This is a genomic window from Streptomyces sp. NPDC025784 (genome assembly GCF_055558435.1).
Genome location: NZ_JBVHMN010000009.1, coordinates 130,498 through 147,600, shown reverse-complemented (window position 1 = coordinate 147,600; position 17,103 = coordinate 130,498). Strand labels below are relative to the sequence as shown.

Genomic DNA, 17,103 nt, shown 5'->3' with positions numbered 1-17,103 from the left:
GTACAGCCATACGGCCGCCGTTCACGTAGGCATCAACACATCGGATCTCTCTTCAGTCATTGACGGGCTACCGCACCGTCTCTACGTTGCCATCTGGGATAGCTCCGATGAATCACCGTGCGCGTGTTGCCGTACGAGTCGCCAGGAGGCGCCATGCCCAGCCCGTCCAGACGTACCGTGCTCGCCACCGGACCCGCCGTGGGAGGTGCACTGCTGGCGGGCGGTCCGCAGGCCCGGGCACAGACGCGGACCCGGGCCGCAGAGCCGGACAGCACCGCCGCCGACCCGTGGACGGCTGTCCTCGACGACGCCGATCTGGTGTGGCAGCGCATGCCCCGCACCTGGTACGAGGGCCCGTTCCTCGGCAACGGATTCCTCGGTTCCGGCATCTACGCCGAACCGGGTGCCGAGACCAGGGCCGTGCGCTTCAACGTGCAGCACTCCGAGGTGCAGGACCACCGCCCCGAGTTCGGCTCGCTCTTCGGACTCGCCCGCCTGCCCATCGGCTGGTTCACGCTGGAGCCGGCCGGCACGATCACCGGCCTGGACTGGCGGCTGCGGCTGGAGGACGCCGAACTCACCGGCACGCTCACCACCGACAAGGGCACGCTGACCCTGCGCGCACTGGTCCACGACTCCCGTTCGGTGCTCGCCGTGGAGGTGACGCCCAGCGAGGGCGAGCGCGACTTCCGCTGGGTGTTCCACCCGGCGGACGCCATCAGCCCGCGCGCCGCGTTCAAACCGCTGCCGGACGGCTACCGGGGCAACCCGCCCGCCGAGGTCGTGGAACACGACGGCGTCCTCACCGCCGTGCAGCCGTTGCTGTCGGGCGGCGGACACGCGACCGCGTGGCGGGAGCGGACCAGGGGCGGCACGCGCACCCTGTACGTCCATGTCGCGCACTCCTACCCGAAGTCCACGGCGCCGGAGCGGGCGGTCGCCGCCGTGCGCGGCGCCTCCGCCCTGACGTACGACGGACTGGCACGGACGCATCGCGCCCGGTGGCACGCCCACTACCGCAAGAGCTTCCTCTCCCTGCCCGACGCGCGCCTCCAGCGCTTCTACTGGATCCAGCTGTACAAGACGGCGTCCGCCGCCCGCCGGGACGCCCCCGTGATGGCCACCAGCGGCCCCTGGCTGGAGCCCACGCCGTGGCCGAACACCTGGTGGAACCTCAACGTCCAACTGGAGTACTGGCTGATCCACGGCTCCAACCACCTCGAACTCGACGCGGTGACCAGGGCGTTGGGCGAATTCCGGGACAACCTCGCCAAGGAGGTGGCGGAGCGGTACCGGGGCGACTCCCTCGGCATCCCGCGCACCACCGACCCGCAGCTCGTCAACGGCGCGGCCGGCACCCTCACCGGCTACGGCGTCGGCATCCCGGGCCAGGACCCGCCGACCCCCGAGGTCGGCAACCTCACCTGGGCCCTGCACAACGTCTGGCTCAGCTACCGCCACACCATGGACGAGTCGATCCTGCGCGACGTCCTCTTCCCGCTCCTGCGCAAGGCGGTCAACTACTACCTGCACTTCCTGGAGCCGGGCACGGACGGCCGGCTCCACCTCCCGGCGACCTTCTCCCCCGAGTACGGCGGCAACACCCGCGACTGCAACTACGACCTGATGTTGCTGACATGGGGCTGCCGCACGCTCCTGGAGTCCGCCGAACTCCTCGGTGTCGACGACGGGTCGGCGCCCCGCTGGCGCGAAGTGCTCGCCCGGCGGGTGGACTACCCGACCGACGCCAACGGCTTCATGATCGGCGCCGACATCCCGTTCGCGAAGTCGCACCGCCACTACTCACACCTGCTCGCCGTGTACCCGCTGTACGAGCTGACCGGCCGCACACCCGACGAACGCGCCCTGATCGAGAGGTCGCTGGCGCACTGGGTGGGCTTCGAGGGCGCCCTCCAGGGCTACACCTTCACCGGCGCCGCGTCGATGTCCGCGCTGCTCGGCAAGGGCGAGGACGCGCTCGCGTACCTGGGCGAGCTGATGAACCGGTTCATCCGGCCCAACACCATGTACAAGGAGTCGGGCCCGGTCATCGAGACCCCGCTCTCCGCCGCCCAGTCCCTGCACGACATGGTCTGCCAGTCATGGGGCGGAGTCGTCCGCGTCTTCCCCGCCCTGCCCGCCGCCTGGCGCGAGCTCACCGTCCACGACTTCCGCACCCAGGGCGCCTTCCTGCTCTCCGCGGTCCGCACGGGCGGTACGACCCGCTGGGTACGGCTGTTCAGCGAGGCGGGAGCACCCTGCGTCGTACGGCACGGCATCACGGGACCGGTCGAGGTCCGCGACGGTCACGGGCGACCCCTGCACACCGCCGACGCGGGGGACGGCGCGATCCGCATCGCCCTGCGCAAGGGCGAGTCGGCGCTGATCACCGCGCGGGGCGACCGCCCGGACCTCACCGTCGCACCGGTCCGGCCTGCCGAGGCCGTACCTCGCTGGGGGCAGCCCGCGTAGCGAGCGGTTCAGGGCGCGAGCGCCGTGAGGTCGACGGTGCCGGCCAGCGCCTTCATGCCCGCGTCGTTGAAGTGGAGGTGGTCACCGGGGTCGTAGGCGGGGCGGATGCGGCTCGGGCGGGCCGGGTCGCGGACGGTGGCGTCGAAGTCCGCGACCGCATCGAAGAGGCCGCGTGTGCGGATGGCGGCGTTGACCGCCTGCCGCGTGGCCTCACGGGCCCGCGTGTACGCGCTGTGACCGCCGTACGGGGTGATCGTCGCGCCGACGACACGGATGCCGTGGGCGTGGGCGCGGCGCACGATCAGGCGGTAGGCGTCCTCGATGACACGCGGATCCGTCTGCTCCGGTGGGCCCTTGATGTCGTTGATGCCCTGCAGCACGATCAGCGAGCGGACGCCGGTGCGGGAGAAGACGTCGGCGTCGAGCCGGGACAAGGTCCTCGGACCCCGGCCGTCGAGCAGGATCCGGTTCCCGGCGATGCCCGCGTTGAGGACGCCGAGCCGGCGGTGCGCGGGCAGGGCGCTCAGCCGGTCGGCGAGCCGGTCGGGCCAGCGGTGATTGGCACCGGACGTCGAACCGGTGCCGTCCGTGAGGGAGTCGCCGAGCGCGACCACGCTGCCCACGGCGGAGGAACCGAGCACGTCGACACCGGTGACGTAGTACCAGTTGTTGCGGGTGGTGGTGTACGCGGCGCCGCTCTCCTCGGCCGTGCGGTCGCCCCGGACCGCCACGAAGTTGGGCTGGAGCGCGGAGCGGTGGTACGTCGCGGGGCCGGAGTCGACGGGCGTGTGCACCGAGATCAGCAGGTCGGCGTCGGCGGGGACCGTGAGGTCGACGCGGTCGCTGACCACGTCCCGGCCCGCGGGGATCGTCACCGATCCGGCACCGGAGAAGGTGACCTTGCGCATCGAACCCGCGACGGCCCGGGGGCCGGCCTTCGCGCCGGGGCGCTGCAACGCGAGGGTCACGGAGCCGAGTTGCAGCGGTGCCGTGCCGAGCCGGTTGGACAGGCGGACGCGGGCCGCGCGCCCGCCGACACTGGTGTGCACGACGTTGCGGATCGAGGCACCGGGCAGGGCGTCGGCGGTGCCGGAGGCGGCCGCCTCCCACGTGCCGGTCCACGCCGGGCCCCGCGCCCCGGCGGCCGCCCGGTCCGGGAACCGGCCCGTGTCCGCGTTCGCGTGCGGCGGCGCGAGAACCACGGTGGTCACCAGAGCGGCCAGGAGGTGCCGGACCTTGATCGCGCGGGTCATGAGGGCATCGATTCCCTGGCCGTCGGCCCGCTCAACACGCTGTCACACCATTGGGCGCACCCCACGGGAACCGGCGGGCCGGTCCAGGAGGCCGGACGGGCGGGCTCCGCCGAGGCCCGGCGGACACGGCCTGCCGAGGCTGTCGAAGCCCGTCGGCAGAACCCGGAGGTCGCTCTCGTCGTCGACGGCATCGTCAGCCTCCGGCCGTGGAAGGTGCGCGGCGTCGGCATGCGCGGGCAGGGCGAACTGCTCGCCGGGCCCGACGAGTTGGGCCCGTACTTCAGTGAGGAACTGATCCGCGTCCACCCGAAGCGGATCCACAGCCGGGGACTTGAGGACCGACCGGTCCGGCCGGCCCTCCCGTCGAAGATCGTCCGGCGGCACGCCCTTGGTAGGGTCGCGAGCCATGACCGCTTCGGAGCCCACCATTCTGGCCACCTCGGGTGGTCATCGTCCCGGAGACCGCACGCGGGTGACCTTCGACGCCCTCGTCCACCACGCCGTGGAACTGGCGGAGGTCCGCGGCCGGCGCCCTCGTGTCATGTACGTCGGCACGGCGATCGGCGACGCCGAGCACTTCACCACCCGGATGACCGAGGCGGCCCGTGTGGCGGGCTTCGACCTGACTCCCCTCCATCTCTTCCCCATGCCGAATCTCGAGGACATCGAGGCGTCGGTGCTCGAACAGGACGTCGTGTGGGTCATGGGCGGTTCGGCGGCGAACCTGCTCGCGGTGTGGCGCGTCCACGGCCTCGACGCGGTCTTCCGGCGCGCCTGGCAGGCCGGGGTCGTGCTCAGCGGTGTGAGCGCCGGTTCCCTCTGCTGGTTCCGGGGCGGCACCACGGACTCCTTCGGCCCCGAGCTGCGCGCGCTCACCGACGGGCTCGGCTACCTGCCGTACGGCAACGGCGTGCACTACGACAGCGACGCGGGCCGCCGCCCGCTGGTGCAGCGTCTCGTCGCCGACGGCACGCTCCCCGACACCCACTGCACCGACGACGGGGTGGGCCTGGTCTACCGCGGCACCGAACTCGTCGAGGCCGTCACCGAGATACCGGGCAAGGGCGCGTACCTGGTCAGGCGCGAGGGCGACACGGCGGTGGAGGAACGTCTCGAACCGCGTCTGCTGCCGTCGACGGTGGGCTGAGCCGTCGCGGGGCCTTCGCGACGGCTTCTCGGCTCCCTCGTGTCGGCTTCGTCCGGTCGGCTTCGTCCGGCCGGCTTCGTCCGGCCGGCTTCGTCCGGCCGGCTTCGTTCGGTCGACGTTGACCTGTCGGCTTCGACCGGCCGGCTTCGTCCGGCCGGCTTCGTCCGGTCGGCTTCGTCCGGTCGGCTCCGGCCTGCCGTCACGACGGTTCGTCCCGACGGTCTGCGCAGCCGTCCCGACGGGCCGCCCGGTCAGACCGCGCGGTCCCGGCCCGGCCCCTCCCCCCGCTGCCGCGCCGCGCCCAGGTGCCGCACGGCGTAGGACCGCCAGGGCCGCCAGCCGTCCGGCACGTCCTGCCCGGGCGGGGCCACGTCCGGATCGCCGAGCGCGCGGGTGCGGATGACGGCCGCGGTGTCCTCGTCCATCCCCGCGAGCGCGAGCAGCGTCTCGTGGGCGTCGTCACGGTCGGCGCCCGGGTCGAGCCTCAGTGCGCCGTCGGCGAGGGCGGCGGCCAGTGCGCCCAGGGTGCCGTCCGGCTCGGCCTGCGCGAGCACGGCCGGTTCCGGGAAGAGATGCGTGAGCGTGCCGCACGGGGCGTCCAGCGCCTTGCCGTAGCGTCGCACCAGCTCCTCGGCCGCGGTCGGTCCCACCAGCGCGCGTACCGCGAGCTCGTCCGGGTCGGCGGCGCCCGGTGACCGCAGGCCCGGCCGCGCGACGACCAGCGGGCCCAGCAGCGGATCGGCGCCCAGCCGCTCGTCGACGGCGTACGGGTCGGCGTCCAGGTCGAACAGCCTGCGGAGCCGCTGCACGGCGGTGGTCAGATCGCGCAGGTCGGTGAGGTGGAGCCGGGCGTCGAGCCAGCCGCCGGGGTGCGCCGCGTCCGCGGGGCCGGGGCGTCGCCGGGCACCGCTCGGGCGCTCGTCGACCGCGGCGATGCCACTGCCGTAGGGCAGCCGGAGCGTGCGCCGGTAGGTGCGCCTGCCGTGCGGGCCGCCGACGTCCTCGATGCCCGGGACCGCCTCCGCGGCGAGCAGGTCGAAGACGTCGGTGGACTGGTAGGGCCCCCGGAATGCGAGCCGGAGCGGGACCCCGGCGGTGGGGGTGGCCCCGCGCGGGACGTCGGAACCGGTGCGCGGCGCCGCGGCCCGCAGCTCGCTCGGCGTCGACGCGTACACCGCACGGATCGTGTCGTTGAACTGCCGCACGCTCGCGAACCCGGCCGCGAACGCGATGTGCGTGACCGGGAGTCCGGTCGTCTGGAGCAGCACGCGCGCGGTGTGGGCGCGCTGGGCACGGGCCAGTGCGACGGGGCCGGCGCCGACCTCCGCGGTGAGCTGCCGCTGCACCTGCCGGGAGCTGTAGCCGAGGCGTACGGCGAGACCGCCGACCCCCTCGCGGTCGACGACGCCGTCCCCGATCAGGCGCATGGCCCGGCCGACGACGTCGGCCCGTACGTTCCACTCCGCGGAGCCCGGTACGGCGTCCGGGCGGCACCTGCGGCAGGCCCGGAAGCCGGAGCCCTGCGCCGCTGCGGCCGTCGGGTAGAACCGCACGTTCTGCCGCTTCGGCGTCACGGCGGGGCAGCTGGGCCGGCAGTAGATCCCGGTCGTCTCCACCGCGAAGAAGAACTCCCCGTCGAACCGGGCGTCCCTGCTCCGTACGGCCTCGTACCTGGTGTCTTCGTCGATCACCCTCCCAGTGTGCGCCGTCGCCCGGCACAGGTCTGGCGGATTTCGGACATGACGCTGGGCGCGGGCGGGCGGGGCGGAACGGTGGGGCGGGGGGGGGGGGGGGGGGGGGGGGGGCCCCCCCCCCCCCCCCCCCCCCCCCCCCCCCCCCCGCGGCCGTACGGAGCTCAGGCGAACGCGTTCACCCCGGTCAGCTCCGCCGACAGCTCCCACAGCCGTGCGGCCTGCTCGGGGTCGGTCGCGTGGGCGCACACGCCGACCCGGGTGCCGTCCGCCGGCGCGGGCTCGGCGATGTCGCAGTCCTCGCAGTACACCCCGCCCATGCCGGCCAGCTGCGGCGAGGTCGCGGCCCACACCTGGGTGGCCGCGCCCTGCTCGGGCGTCTTGAAGCCCTCGGGGTTCAGCGGGGTGCCGTTCTCGTCGATCCAGCCGCGCTCGACCATCTCCTCGCGGGGGAGGTGGCGCTGGAGCGGTGTGAGGATGCCGCCGGGGTGCAGGGCGAAGGCCCGCACGCCGGACTCCTGGCCGAGCCGGTCCAGGTGCACCGCGAACAGCACGTTCGCGGTCTTCGCCTGGCCGTAGGCCTCCCACTTGTCGTAGCCGTTCGCCCAGTGCACGTCGTCCCAGCGGATGCCGGAGAAGTGGTGGCCCGCGGACGACACCGACACCACGCGCGCCCCGCCCGGTGCGATCGCCGGCCAGAGCCGGTTCACCAGTGCGTAGTGCCCGAGGTGATTGGTCGCGAACTGGGCCTCCCAGCCCGGTCCCACCCGCGTCTCGGGGCAGGCCATGATCCCGGCGTTGTTGATCATCAGGTCGACGGTGCGGTCCGAGGCGAGGAACCGCTCGGCGAAGGCGCGGACGCTCTCCAGATCGCCGAGGTCGAGCTCCTCCACCTCGACCGCGTCGATGCCGTCCAGCGCCTCGCGCGCCGTGTCCGGGCGGCGGGCCGGGACGACCACCCGGGCGCCCGCCTTGGTGAGGGCGCGGGTCGTCTCCAGCCCGAGGCCCGAGTAGCCGCCGGTGACGATCGCGAGCTTTCCGGAGAGGTCGATCCCGTTCAGGACGTCGTCGGCGGTGCTCCGGGCACCGAAACCAGAACCGATCTTGTGCTGTGCAGTGCTCATGCTCCGCACGCTACGAATTGAAGCGAACTCGAAGTCAAGCGCGGCCCGCCCCGGGCAAGGGAAAGGCCCCGACCGGACGGGGGAATCTCGGTCGGGGCCGTATGTGGGGGCCCGGATGGCGGTCGCCTCTCGGCGAAAGGCTCCACAGGGCTTCAGCCGAACGATCGTCCCTTTGGGCATGTGGTGAGGCCCGGGGACACTGTCCCATCCGCACCCACGAGTCGTTCAACGGGAAACTACCCGCGAGTGTTCCCCGGGGTCGAATCCAGCCGCGGTGATCTACGTCACGGGTGCTGTGCCCGGCCTGTCACGGTTTCATCGCGACCGCGCCGAACTGGGGGACGACCGCTGCGGCATCCCCGTCGGCATGCCATCGCGAGCACGAGACGAGCCCCGGCGCGACCAGGTCCAGGCCGTCGAAGAACGCGGCGATCTCCGCACGGCTGCGCGCGGTGATCGGCGGGGTGGCGTTCTCGTTCCAGAACTTCATCGCCTCGACGTTGCCCTCGCCGCCCAGGTCGGCGTCGGTGGTGGGGTGCGTCAGGACCAGGCAACTCCCCGACGGTACCGCGGCCATGACCGTGCGCACGATCTCCCGCGCCTGCTCGGTGTCGAGGACGAAGTTGAGGATGCCGAGCATCATCACGGCGACGGGCCGGGTGAGGTCGAGGGTCGCGGCGGCCCCCTGGACGATGGTGTCCGGGCGGTGCACGTCCGCGTCGATGTAGTCGGTGCTCCCCTCGGGCGTGCTGGTCAGCAGCGAGCGGGCGTGCACCAGCACGATCGGGTCGTTGTCCACGTACACGATCCGCGCCTCGGGCGCGATCCGCTGCGCGATCTCATGGGTGTTGTCCAGCGTGGGCAGCCCGGTGCCGATGTCCAGGAACTGCCGCACTCCGCGCTCGGCCGTCAGGTGGGTGACGGCGCGGCCGAGGAAGGCCCGGTCCGCCCGGGCCACGTCACGGATCACCGGGAACATGGACGCGACCTGGTCGCCCACCGCCTGGTCGACCTCGTAGTGGTCCTTGCCGCCGATCCAGTAGTTCCAGACGCGGGCGTTGTGCGCCACACCGGTGTTCAGTCGCGGGGACCCGCCGGACGGGCTCTGGCTGTCACTCACGCGTTCTCCTCCCTGCGCGCCCCGGTCCCTCCCGGGCGCGTACGGCCGCCGTGGGTGGCACGGGACCGTCGCCACCGACCGGCCGCCGCGGGCGGCACCGGACCGTCGCCGCCATTGTGCCGCCCGGTGATCACGACGTCCCGGGAATCCGCGCATGCGGCACGTACTCCCGTTCGACGGGCGGATCGCGAGGGGCCGAGGGGCGGATCGCGAGGGGCCGAGGGGTGGATCGCGAGGGGCTCACGGGCCGGTCGCACGGGGGCGGCGGGCAGGTGCGGGGACCTCTCTGGCGAGTCACGGCCGCTGTCGGACGTGTGCCCGGCAGCGGTGCGGGGTCCGTCCCGGCGGCCTGCGCCGGGCAGCAGGGCGGGGTCCGTCCCGGTGGTCCGCGCCCCGCCGGGCTCCACGCCCCGCGCAGGTGCCGCGGGAAGGCACGTCAGACGCGGCTCGTACGCTCCGGTGTCACCCGGTCCCCGGTCCAGGCCAGCAGTTCCTGGACGGTCCAGGTGGTCACCACCCGTTCGGCGGACACCCCGCACTCCTCGGCCCGCGCACAGCCGTACCCCTGCCAGTCCAGCTGGCCGGGCGCGTGCGCGTCGGTGTCCACGGAGAACAGCACCCCCGCGTCGACCGCCCGGCGCAGCAGCCGGCGGGGCGGGTCGAGCCGCTCGGGACGGCTGTTGATCTCCACGGCCGTGCCCGACTCGGCGCAGGCCGCGAACACCGCGTCCGCGTCGAACTCCGACTCGGGCCGGCCGCGCCCGCCGACGAGACGGCCCGTGCAGTGCCCGAGCACGTCCGACAGCGGATTGCGCACGGCGGCCACCATCCGCCGGGTCATCGAGCGCGCGTCCATGCGCAGTTTGGAGTGCACCGACACGACCACGACGTCCAACCGGTCCAGCAACTCCGGCTCCTGGTCGAGCGATCCGTCGTCGAGGATGTCGCACTCGATGCCGGTGAGCAGCCGGAAGGGCGCCCACCGCTCGTTCAGCTCCGCCACCACGTCCAGCTGCTCGCGCAGCCGCTCCGGGGAGAGTCCGCGGGCCACGGTCAGCCGCGGGGAGTGGTCCGTGAGGACCGCCCACTCGTGTCCGAGCCGGGCCGCCGTCCGGCCCATGTCGCGGATCGGACTGCCGCCGTCCGACCAGTCGGAGTGCAGATGACAGTCGCCGCGCAGCAGTGCCCGCAGTGCCTCGCCGCCCCGGACGAGCGGCTCCTCGGTCTCGCCCTCCAGACGCTCCAGGTAGGCGGGCACCTCACCGGCGAGCGCCTCGCGCACGACCTGCGCGGTCTTCGGTCCGACGCCCTTGAGCGAGTCCAGCGTCCCGGCCGCCGCGCGCTCCGCCACACCCCCGGGAGGCAGGCCGGCGAGTACCGCCTCGGCGGTGCGGAAGGCCCGGACACGATAGGTGGGCGCCTGGGACCGCTCCAGCAGGAAAGCGATGCGGTCCAGAGCCTCCAGGGGGTCCATCGGCGCCTCCTCGCTCCTGAACGCACCGGATCGCACCGGATCGGCCCTGATCCGCGACCCGGTCCTGATCCGCGCCCCGGTCCTGATCCTCGCTCCGGCACTGATCCGCGGCCCGGGGCGGTTCCTCCAGCGTTGCCCAGCCGTCGTGGCCCCGCACGGCGAGGCGTGCGGGGCGCCGTGGTGTCCGTACGCCGTGGGCGCCCCCGCTGCTCACCGGCTGATCGCCCGGCCGCTCACCCGGCCGGGCGAAACGCGCGGAGCCGCACCGTGCCGCCGTGGGAGAGCGGTCGGGACGCGGATGCCCGCGGACGCCCGCGGCGCTCGGCCGCTGATCCGCCGGAACCGCTCTACGCTCTATTCATGACCGAAATCGCGAGCCCCTACATTTCCCACCCGCGGATCATGGTGCTCGGAGTCCAGCCCGGAACGCCGCCGTTCCGGATCATGGAGATCGACGGCGAGGTCGTCGGCTCGGCGAAGGCGATCACCGACGTCCTGGAGACCGCAGCGGCCTACGGCATCACCGTCCATGATCTCGACGACCCCGAGGTGGTCCGCTGGGTGGGCGGAGACAAGCTCACCTGGACGCCGCGCACCTAGGGCGTTTCCCTCGGATCACCTCGCCGATCAGATGAAGATTGCGGCGACGTGGAGTCCGGCGAGGTGGATGGTGGCGGTCTTGTCGTATCGGGTGGCCGGACCGCGCCACGAGCGGCGCCGACAATTTCGCCGGCGTCGAACACTCCTCCGCCCCGGTCACCGGCGCGCCCCGGTTCACCGGCGTCCCGGCCTGGATCGACTGCACGATCCGCACCGTCCACACCGGCGGCGACCAGCTGATCGTCGTCGGCACGGTCGAGGCCCTGGGCGGGGAGGGCGACGCCGCGCCGCTCCTGTTCCACCGCGGACGCTTCGGCCGCCTCAGTCCCTGACGGGCTCCTCGCGGCGCTGGTCGTCGGGCTCCAGAATGTACAGGTCCCAGGCGTCGGGGTCGCCGACGAGCACGTACAGCTTCGGGTGCTCGGGGGTCCCGAACACCTCCCAGGGGCCCAGGCTCCCATCGCAGGCGTCGACGGAGACCCCCACATTCTGGGACCACGACCCGTCGCCCGGGTGGTGGACCCAGGTGCCGGCACCGGTGCAGGGCTGCCCCGCGTCGTGACGGTCGTCCTCGAAGCCGAAGGTCTTGACCCCGTCGGCCGTGACCTTGCCGTCCGCCGTGAAGGTGATCCTGCCGCCGTTGCCGTCGGACCACGTCCCGGCGAGCCGTTCCGCGGTCAGCCGTGGAGGCTCGTACCCGATCCCGGCGTACAGGGCGACACCGGCGAGCGCGCCGGTGACGACGACGCCGAGCGTCCCGTACAGCGCCACCCAGCCGAACATCGCGATGCCGGACACCCGCGGGCGGTCCGGCAGCACCAGCCTGCGGACCACCAGCGCCGGGACGCCGAGCGCCGCAGCACCCATGAACCACCCAATGAGGCCCGACGAAACGTTCTCCGGGAACCCGGCGGGCACCATCGACGCGAGAACGAGCCCCGGCAGGGTGCCGCCGGCGGCCGCCAGGAGCGGGATCCACCACCAGACGTCACGCGCCGAGACCGTGCGGCCGAGCCATCCGGCGACGGCCACGAGCGGCATCACCACGGCGACCGACAGCAGGACGGCGCCGACCGCCCCGGCCGCCACTCCGATCAATCCCATGATGAACAGGAAGAAGATGTTGAACAGGTTGTAGCCGAGGGACGGGACCTCCTGGGTCTCCATCCACACGTAGAACACGATCGACCCGATCACCGTCTCGAAGAACAGCACCGAGACCGACGCCGTGAACGCCGAGCCGAACCGGTCTCTCACCCGCACCCGCGTCTGCGCCCGGGCCGGAACCTGTGCATGCCACGGGGGCCTTGCCTGCACCTGATCCCGCATTTCTGAACGCATTCGAATCCCCTCCGCCGCGCATCGTCCTCCATGCGGGGCGGAGCCGCACCCCTGGGGTCGTCCAGTACTCCAGCAGGAGCAGGATCTTGACGTCTGAGCTGCGGCGATTCAACATTTCGGTCACGGGGGCGACGCCGCCGGTCCGATCGTCGCAGCCTCACGCCGCGAACCGCAGAAGATCAGCCACGCCTGTCGGTCGCACAGTCAACGAAGCCCTACTGGCCGCCCGCGCTCGGCCCCCGGCACCCGGCTTCGCACATCGGGACCGCGAAGCGGCGAGCGGGCAGGGACATCCGGGCGTGAGACGAGAGTGCCGCCCGTCCGTGAGACGGCACGCCCCGGCCGTGAGGTGGCACGCGCCTGCCGAGCGACGCCCCCGGTCGAGAGTCGGCAGGCCCCGACGGAGGAACGGCACGCGCCTGTGGGGGCATCGCCCCGGCCGTGAGCCGGTGCGGTGAGTCCGGTCAAGAGCCGCGCGGATTCGCCCCGGCGACGCGTCCCGCGCATGTCCTGGCGTGCCGACAGGGAGTACGGCCGCAGCGCCGGTCGGCGGGTGTGGCGGCCAGAGCCGTGTGGCGGGCCGGAGGGCGACGGGGAGCGCGCGGACCTGCGGGTTTCGCGCCGTTGCGAGCCGGGGAGAGCGCGAATGCCCCCACACCTCGCCAAAGATCATTATTCGGTGGGAACCGCGCATGGGCCCGATCCCGCGAGGGCACGTTGACCTCGCCGGGTGATCACGACGACCCCGGCGCCCCCTCATCCCACCGGGAGTCGTCATGTTCCGTGGTTCCGCCGTGCCCGCCGCCGCCCTCGTCGGCACCGTGCTGGCGGCCTCGGCGCTCCTCGCGGCCCCGTCCGCGACCGCCTCCGAGGCCCGCCGCGCCGGAGACGTGTGTTTCTGGACCGCGGCCGGACAGCACGGCAGTTCCTGGTGCTACACACCACCGGGCTATACGGACGTGCCCGAGTTCCTGCACGACAGGGCCGCGTCCTTCCGCTCCACCACGGACACCGCGGTCTACGCCATCGACTGGGGGCGCGACACCTGCCACTACCGGCTGATCCGTGCCCGGGACCTGGCCGACAACTGGCCCTGGGGAGCCCGGCTCGACGGCGTGGCCGACACGACGATGGGCTGCGAGGTCGGCTGAGGCGTGAACCGGTCCAGCCCACGACAGGCCATGCATCCGACGACACCGGTGCTCCTCGCGTTGCTGGGGGCGCTGACGCTGACGGGATGCGCCACGGACGCGACGACCGCACCCGGGGAGGACCCGCGCGGGGCGCTGTCGCTGCCGACCACCGAACGCGGCCAGGACGACCTCATCGACACCGCCCAGCAGGTGCTCGTCGAACGCTGCCTGGCCGTCCGGGGCCTGACCCTGCGGCACTCCCCGGCCGGCCGCGACGGCTCGTCCGAGCGGGACCGCCGGCTCCAGGCGGCCCTGTTCGGCGCCGGCCGGTCCGAGCTGTCCGTCACCCTCGCCACCGGATACACCGTGACCGGTCACACCGACGGATGCCTGGCCGCCGCGCAGCGCGAGCTGTACGGCGACCAGCAGCTCTGGTTCCGCAGCCGCGTCGTCGTCAACAACCTCCGTGCCGAGGCCCAGCGGCGCATGGACAGAGACCCCGGCTACCACGCGGCGCGGGCCCGTTGGACCCGCTGCGTCACCCCGTCCGACGGACCCCGGCCCGAACGGCCCGACCCCGCCCTCTCCGCGCGCTGTGCCCGTTCGAGCGGCCTCGCCCGGCTCAGGGCCCGCCTGGAGCCGGCCCTGCTGAACCAGGTCCGCGCCGACCGGCGCGACCAGCTGACCACCTACCAGCGGCTGCGCACCCGCGCACTGCAGCGCGCGGCGGCCCTGTACGCCGCGCGGACCGACCCGGTGGACCGACAGAAAGGCAGTACCACCTCGTGACCATGAAGCGCCTGGCCACCTCCGCCGCCGCGGCCGTCCTCGCCCTCGGCAGCGGGCTGGCCCTCGCCGCACCCTCCGCCGCGGCGGACTGCCCGAGCGGCGAGTTCTGCGCCTGGGAGAACGCCAACTTCGCCGGCCAGCGTGCCAACTGGTCGGGGGACGACGGCTGGTGGGAGAGCTGGATCGCCGACACCGACTCCTCCTGGGCCAATCACGGCGTCTCGGCTCCGGGGGTCAAGGACCACGTCAAGGTCTACGAGGACGCCTATCAGGGCGGTGACATGACGATCTGCCTCACCCCGGGCGAGGAGGTCGGGTACAACGGCGTCGCCAACGACCGCGGAGACTCCCACACCTGGGCCATGAGCTGCTGACCGGCTGACCGGCTGACCCGGTCCACCCGGCTCCGTCCGCCCGCGGTGGGGGCCGTGGGCGGACGGTGGAGCAGGGAGAGACGGATCCGGCACGGAGAGATCCGGGCCCGGGCGGTTCGACCCGCCCGGGCCCGGAACTCGTTGTCAGGCCCTCACGAGCCGGGCGACGGTCCGGGATGTCCCGGTGACTTCCGCCCGAGCCCGTTCGCCGCGCCTCCTCCTGGCCGGCTGCCTCAGCGGTCGGCGGGCTGGAAGCCGCGCAGTCGCAGGCTGTTGCCGACCACGAAGACCGAGGAGAACGCCATGGACGCTCCCGCGATCATCGGGTTGAGCAGGCCGGCTGCCGCGAGCGGCAGGGCGGCGACGTTGTAGGCGAAGGCCCAGAAGAGGTTGGACCTGATGGTGCCCAGCGTCTTGCGGGAGAGACGAATGGCGTCCGCCGCGACCCGCAGGTCGCCGCGCACGAGTGTCAGGTCGCCGGCCTCGATCGCGGCGTCCGTACCGGTGCCCATCGCCAGACCCAGGTCGGCCTGTGCCAGAGCGGCGGCGTCGTTGACGCCGTCGCCGACCATGGCGACCGAACGGCCCTCGCTCTGCAGGCGCTCGACCACATCGACCTTGTCCTGCGGCATGACCTCGGCGATCACGTGCTCGGGCGCGATGCCCACCTCGGCTGCGACCGCCTCGGCGACCGCCTTGTTGTCGCCGGTCAGCAGCATCGGTGTCAGGCCGAGGGCGCGCAGGCGCTCGACGGCCTCCGGGCTCGTCTCCTTGACGGCGTCGGCGACCTCGAGGACCGCGCGGGCCTCGCCGTCCCAGGCGACCGCGATGGCGGTACGTCCGGTTTCCTCGGCCTCGGCCTTGGCGCGCCGCAGCTCCTCGGGCAGGGAGATGACCCACTCGTCGAGCAGCTTCTCCCGGCCGACGAGGACGGCGTGGCCCTCGACGACGCCCTGGACGCCGAGCCCGGCGACATTCGCGAAGTCCTCGGGAGCGGGGAGCGAGCCGACCCGGGCGGCGGCGCCGGAGGCGACGGCCTGGGCGATGGGGTGTTCCGAGGAATGCTCCAGGGCACCCGCCAGACGCAGGACCTCCGTCTCGTCCGTGCCGTCAGTGGTGTGCACGGCGAGAAGCGTCATCCTGCCGGTGGTCACGGTGCCGGTCTTGTCCAGGACGATGGTGTCGACCTTGCGCGTGGTCTCCAGGACCTCGGGCCCCTTGATGAGGATGCCGAGCTGGGCGCCGCGTCCGGTGCCCACCATGAGGGCGGTCGGCGTGGCGAGCCCCAGGGCGCAGGGGCAGGCGATGATCAGGACCGCGACCGCGGCGGTGAAGGCGGCGGTCAGGCCCGCCCCGTTGCCGAGCCAGAAGCCCAGGGTGCCGAGCGCCAGGGCGATCACGACCGGGACGAACACCGCGGAGATCCTGTCGGCGAGCCGCTGGGCGGCGGCCTTGCCGTTCTGCGCGTCCTCGACCAGCTTCGCCATCCGGGCGAGCTGAGTGTCGGCGCCGATCCGGGTGGCCTCCACGACCAGGCGCCCCCCGGCGTTCAGTGTGGCGCCGGTGACGGCGTCCCCCGAGCCGACCTCGACCGGGACCGACTCGCCCGTCAGCATGGAGGCGTCGACGGCGGACGCTCCCTCGACCACCACACCGTCCGTGGCGATCTTGTCGCCGGGCCGGACCAGGAACCGGTCGCCGACCGTCAGATCGCCGACGGGGACGATTTCCTCCTCGCCGTCACGCAGCACCGTGACTTCCTTGGCGCCCAGCTCCAACAGGGCCTTCAGTGCCGCGCCGGCCTTGCGCTTGGAGCGTGCCTCGAAATACCGGCCGGCCAGGATGAAGGCCGTGACACCCGCCGCGGCCTCCAGGTAGATGTTCCCGGCACCGTCGGTCCGGGCGATGGTGAGCTCGAAGGGGTGCGTCATGCCGGGCGTGCCGGCCGTGCCGAAGAACAGCGCCCACACCGACCACAGGAATGCCGCTGACGTACCGACGGATATCAGCGTGTCCATGGTGGCGGCGCCGTGCCGGGCGTTGGTCCAGGCCGCCTTGTGGAAGGGCCAGGCGGCATACGTCACGACGGGCGCCGCCAGCGTCAGCGAGAGCCACTGCCAGTACTCGAACTGCAGCGCCGGGACCATGGCCGTCGCGATCACCGGTACGGCCAGGACCACGGCGGCCGTCAGCCGCCGGCGCAGCGGAAGCAACTCGTCGCTCTCGTCCCGCGCGGGGGCACCGTCCGCTGCCGGCGCGGTGCGTAGGGGCTCGGGCTCGCGCGCGGTGTAACCGGTGGCCTCCACCGTCGCGATCAGGTCGCCGACGGTGACGTCCTCGCGGTAGGTGACTTTCGCCTTCTCGGTGGCGTAGTTGACGGTGGCCTCGACGCCGTCCATACGGTTGAGCTTCTTCTCGATGCGGGCGGCGCACGAGGCGCAGGTCATGCCGCCGATGGCCAATTCGACCGCGGCGGCACCGGGTGTGGTGGTGGTCATGTCTGCTCCTCGGAACGTACGGACGCTCGACAGTGCGACGGAGCGGGCCGGGGAAGGGGCCACGGAGTCGGGAGCCCCCTCCCCGGC

Annotated in this window: 13 protein-coding genes and 2 pseudogenes; 8 read left to right on the top strand and 7 right to left on the bottom strand. The window is 73.0% G+C overall.

The window, feature by feature from the left end; all coding sequences use genetic code 11:
* Positions 1–153 precede the first annotated feature (153 nt).
* Positions 154–2,472 carry a glycosyl hydrolase family 95 catalytic domain-containing protein gene (locus ACZ4IF_RS21535; protein ID WP_467565029.1) on the top strand — a complete coding sequence of 773 codons (2,319 nt, stop codon included), beginning with the start codon at positions 154–156 and terminating at the stop codon, positions 2,470–2,472.
* Between the two features lie 8 nt (positions 2,473–2,480).
* Here the strand turns inward: ACZ4IF_RS21535 and ACZ4IF_RS21530 are convergent, their stop codons facing one another.
* On the bottom strand, positions 2,481–3,725 hold the full coding sequence (locus ACZ4IF_RS21530) for an SGNH/GDSL hydrolase family protein (RefSeq protein ID WP_467565027.1): 1,245 nt from the start codon (positions 3,723–3,725) through the stop codon (positions 2,481–2,483).
* 153 nt (positions 3,726–3,878) lie between these two features.
* Between ACZ4IF_RS21530 and ACZ4IF_RS21525 the strand changes: the two are divergent.
* Together ACZ4IF_RS21525 and ACZ4IF_RS21520 are read left to right on the top strand one after the other, a co-directional pair.
* Positions 3,879–4,064: pseudogene (locus tag ACZ4IF_RS21525) on the top strand (PNPOx family protein); the annotation flags it as partial.
* A 67-nt stretch (positions 4,065–4,131) separates the two neighbouring features.
* Positions 4,132–4,872, top strand: coding sequence for a Type 1 glutamine amidotransferase-like domain-containing protein (locus ACZ4IF_RS21520; RefSeq protein ID WP_467565025.1), 741 nt, complete (start codon positions 4,132–4,134; stop codon positions 4,870–4,872).
* A 251-nt stretch (positions 4,873–5,123) separates the two neighbouring features.
* Here the strand turns inward: ACZ4IF_RS21520 and ACZ4IF_RS21515 are convergent, their stop codons facing one another.
* The 4 genes from ACZ4IF_RS21515 to ACZ4IF_RS21500 all read right to left on the bottom strand — a co-directional run bounded on the left by ACZ4IF_RS21515 (position 5,124) and on the right by ACZ4IF_RS21500 (position 10,281).
* On the bottom strand, positions 5,124–6,560 hold the full coding sequence (locus ACZ4IF_RS21515; RefSeq protein WP_467565329.1) for a DNA-3-methyladenine glycosylase 2 family protein: 1,437 nt from the start codon (positions 6,558–6,560) through the stop codon (positions 5,124–5,126).
* Between the two features lie 167 nt (positions 6,561–6,727).
* The gene (locus ACZ4IF_RS21510; protein ID WP_467565023.1) at positions 6,728–7,687 is read right to left on the bottom strand and encodes an SDR family NAD(P)-dependent oxidoreductase; all 960 of its coding nucleotides are present in this window, start codon (positions 7,685–7,687) and stop codon (positions 6,728–6,730) included.
* A gap of 307 nt (positions 7,688–7,994) precedes the next feature.
* The gene (locus ACZ4IF_RS21505) at positions 7,995–8,807 is read right to left on the bottom strand and encodes an SAM-dependent methyltransferase (RefSeq protein WP_467565021.1); all 813 of its coding nucleotides are present in this window, start codon (positions 8,805–8,807) and stop codon (positions 7,995–7,997) included.
* A gap of 436 nt (positions 8,808–9,243) precedes the next feature.
* The gene (locus ACZ4IF_RS21500; RefSeq protein WP_467565019.1) at positions 9,244–10,281 is read right to left on the bottom strand and encodes a PHP domain-containing protein; all 1,038 of its coding nucleotides are present in this window, start codon (positions 10,279–10,281) and stop codon (positions 9,244–9,246) included.
* A 360-nt stretch (positions 10,282–10,641) separates the two neighbouring features.
* On the opposite strand from ACZ4IF_RS21500, the gene ACZ4IF_RS21495 reads away from it, so the two are divergent.
* Together ACZ4IF_RS21495 and ACZ4IF_RS21490 are read left to right on the top strand one after the other, a co-directional pair.
* Complete coding sequence (locus tag ACZ4IF_RS21495) at positions 10,642–10,881, top strand: hypothetical protein (protein WP_095938115.1); 240 nt, start codon at positions 10,642–10,644, stop codon at positions 10,879–10,881.
* Between the two features lie 104 nt (positions 10,882–10,985).
* Positions 10,986–11,213: pseudogene (locus tag ACZ4IF_RS21490) on the top strand (flavin reductase family protein); the annotation flags it as partial.
* Here the strand turns inward: ACZ4IF_RS21490 and ACZ4IF_RS21485 are convergent.
* Positions 11,203–12,138, bottom strand: coding sequence for a hypothetical protein (locus tag ACZ4IF_RS21485; protein ID WP_467565017.1), 936 nt, complete (start codon positions 12,136–12,138; stop codon positions 11,203–11,205). The pseudogene ACZ4IF_RS21490 and the gene ACZ4IF_RS21485 sit on opposite strands and share 11 nt — an antisense overlap.
* A gap of 860 nt (positions 12,139–12,998) precedes the next feature.
* Between ACZ4IF_RS21485 and ACZ4IF_RS21480 the strand changes: the two genes are divergently transcribed.
* Genes ACZ4IF_RS21480 through ACZ4IF_RS21470 form a run of 3 tightly spaced genes read left to right on the top strand, consistent with a single transcriptional unit; the run spans position 12,999 to position 14,518 of the window.
* Positions 12,999–13,373, top strand: a complete 375-nt coding sequence (locus tag ACZ4IF_RS21480) for a hypothetical protein (RefSeq protein WP_467565016.1) — start codon at positions 12,999–13,001, stop codon at positions 13,371–13,373.
* 30 nt (positions 13,374–13,403) lie between these two features.
* Positions 13,404–14,144 carry a hypothetical protein gene (locus ACZ4IF_RS21475; protein WP_467565014.1) on the top strand — a complete coding sequence of 247 codons (741 nt, stop codon included), beginning with the start codon at positions 13,404–13,406 and terminating at the stop codon, positions 14,142–14,144.
* Between the two features lie 2 nt (positions 14,145–14,146).
* Positions 14,147–14,518, top strand: a complete 372-nt coding sequence (locus ACZ4IF_RS21470; RefSeq protein WP_359499127.1) for a peptidase inhibitor family I36 protein — start codon at positions 14,147–14,149, stop codon at positions 14,516–14,518.
* A gap of 233 nt (positions 14,519–14,751) precedes the next feature.
* Here ACZ4IF_RS21470 and ACZ4IF_RS21465 read toward each other — a convergent pair whose 3' ends face one another.
* A complete protein-coding gene (locus tag ACZ4IF_RS21465) occupies positions 14,752–17,016 on the bottom strand; it encodes a heavy metal translocating P-type ATPase (RefSeq protein ID WP_467565012.1) in 2,265 nt (754 codons plus the stop codon).
* Positions 17,017–17,103 lie beyond the last annotated feature (87 nt).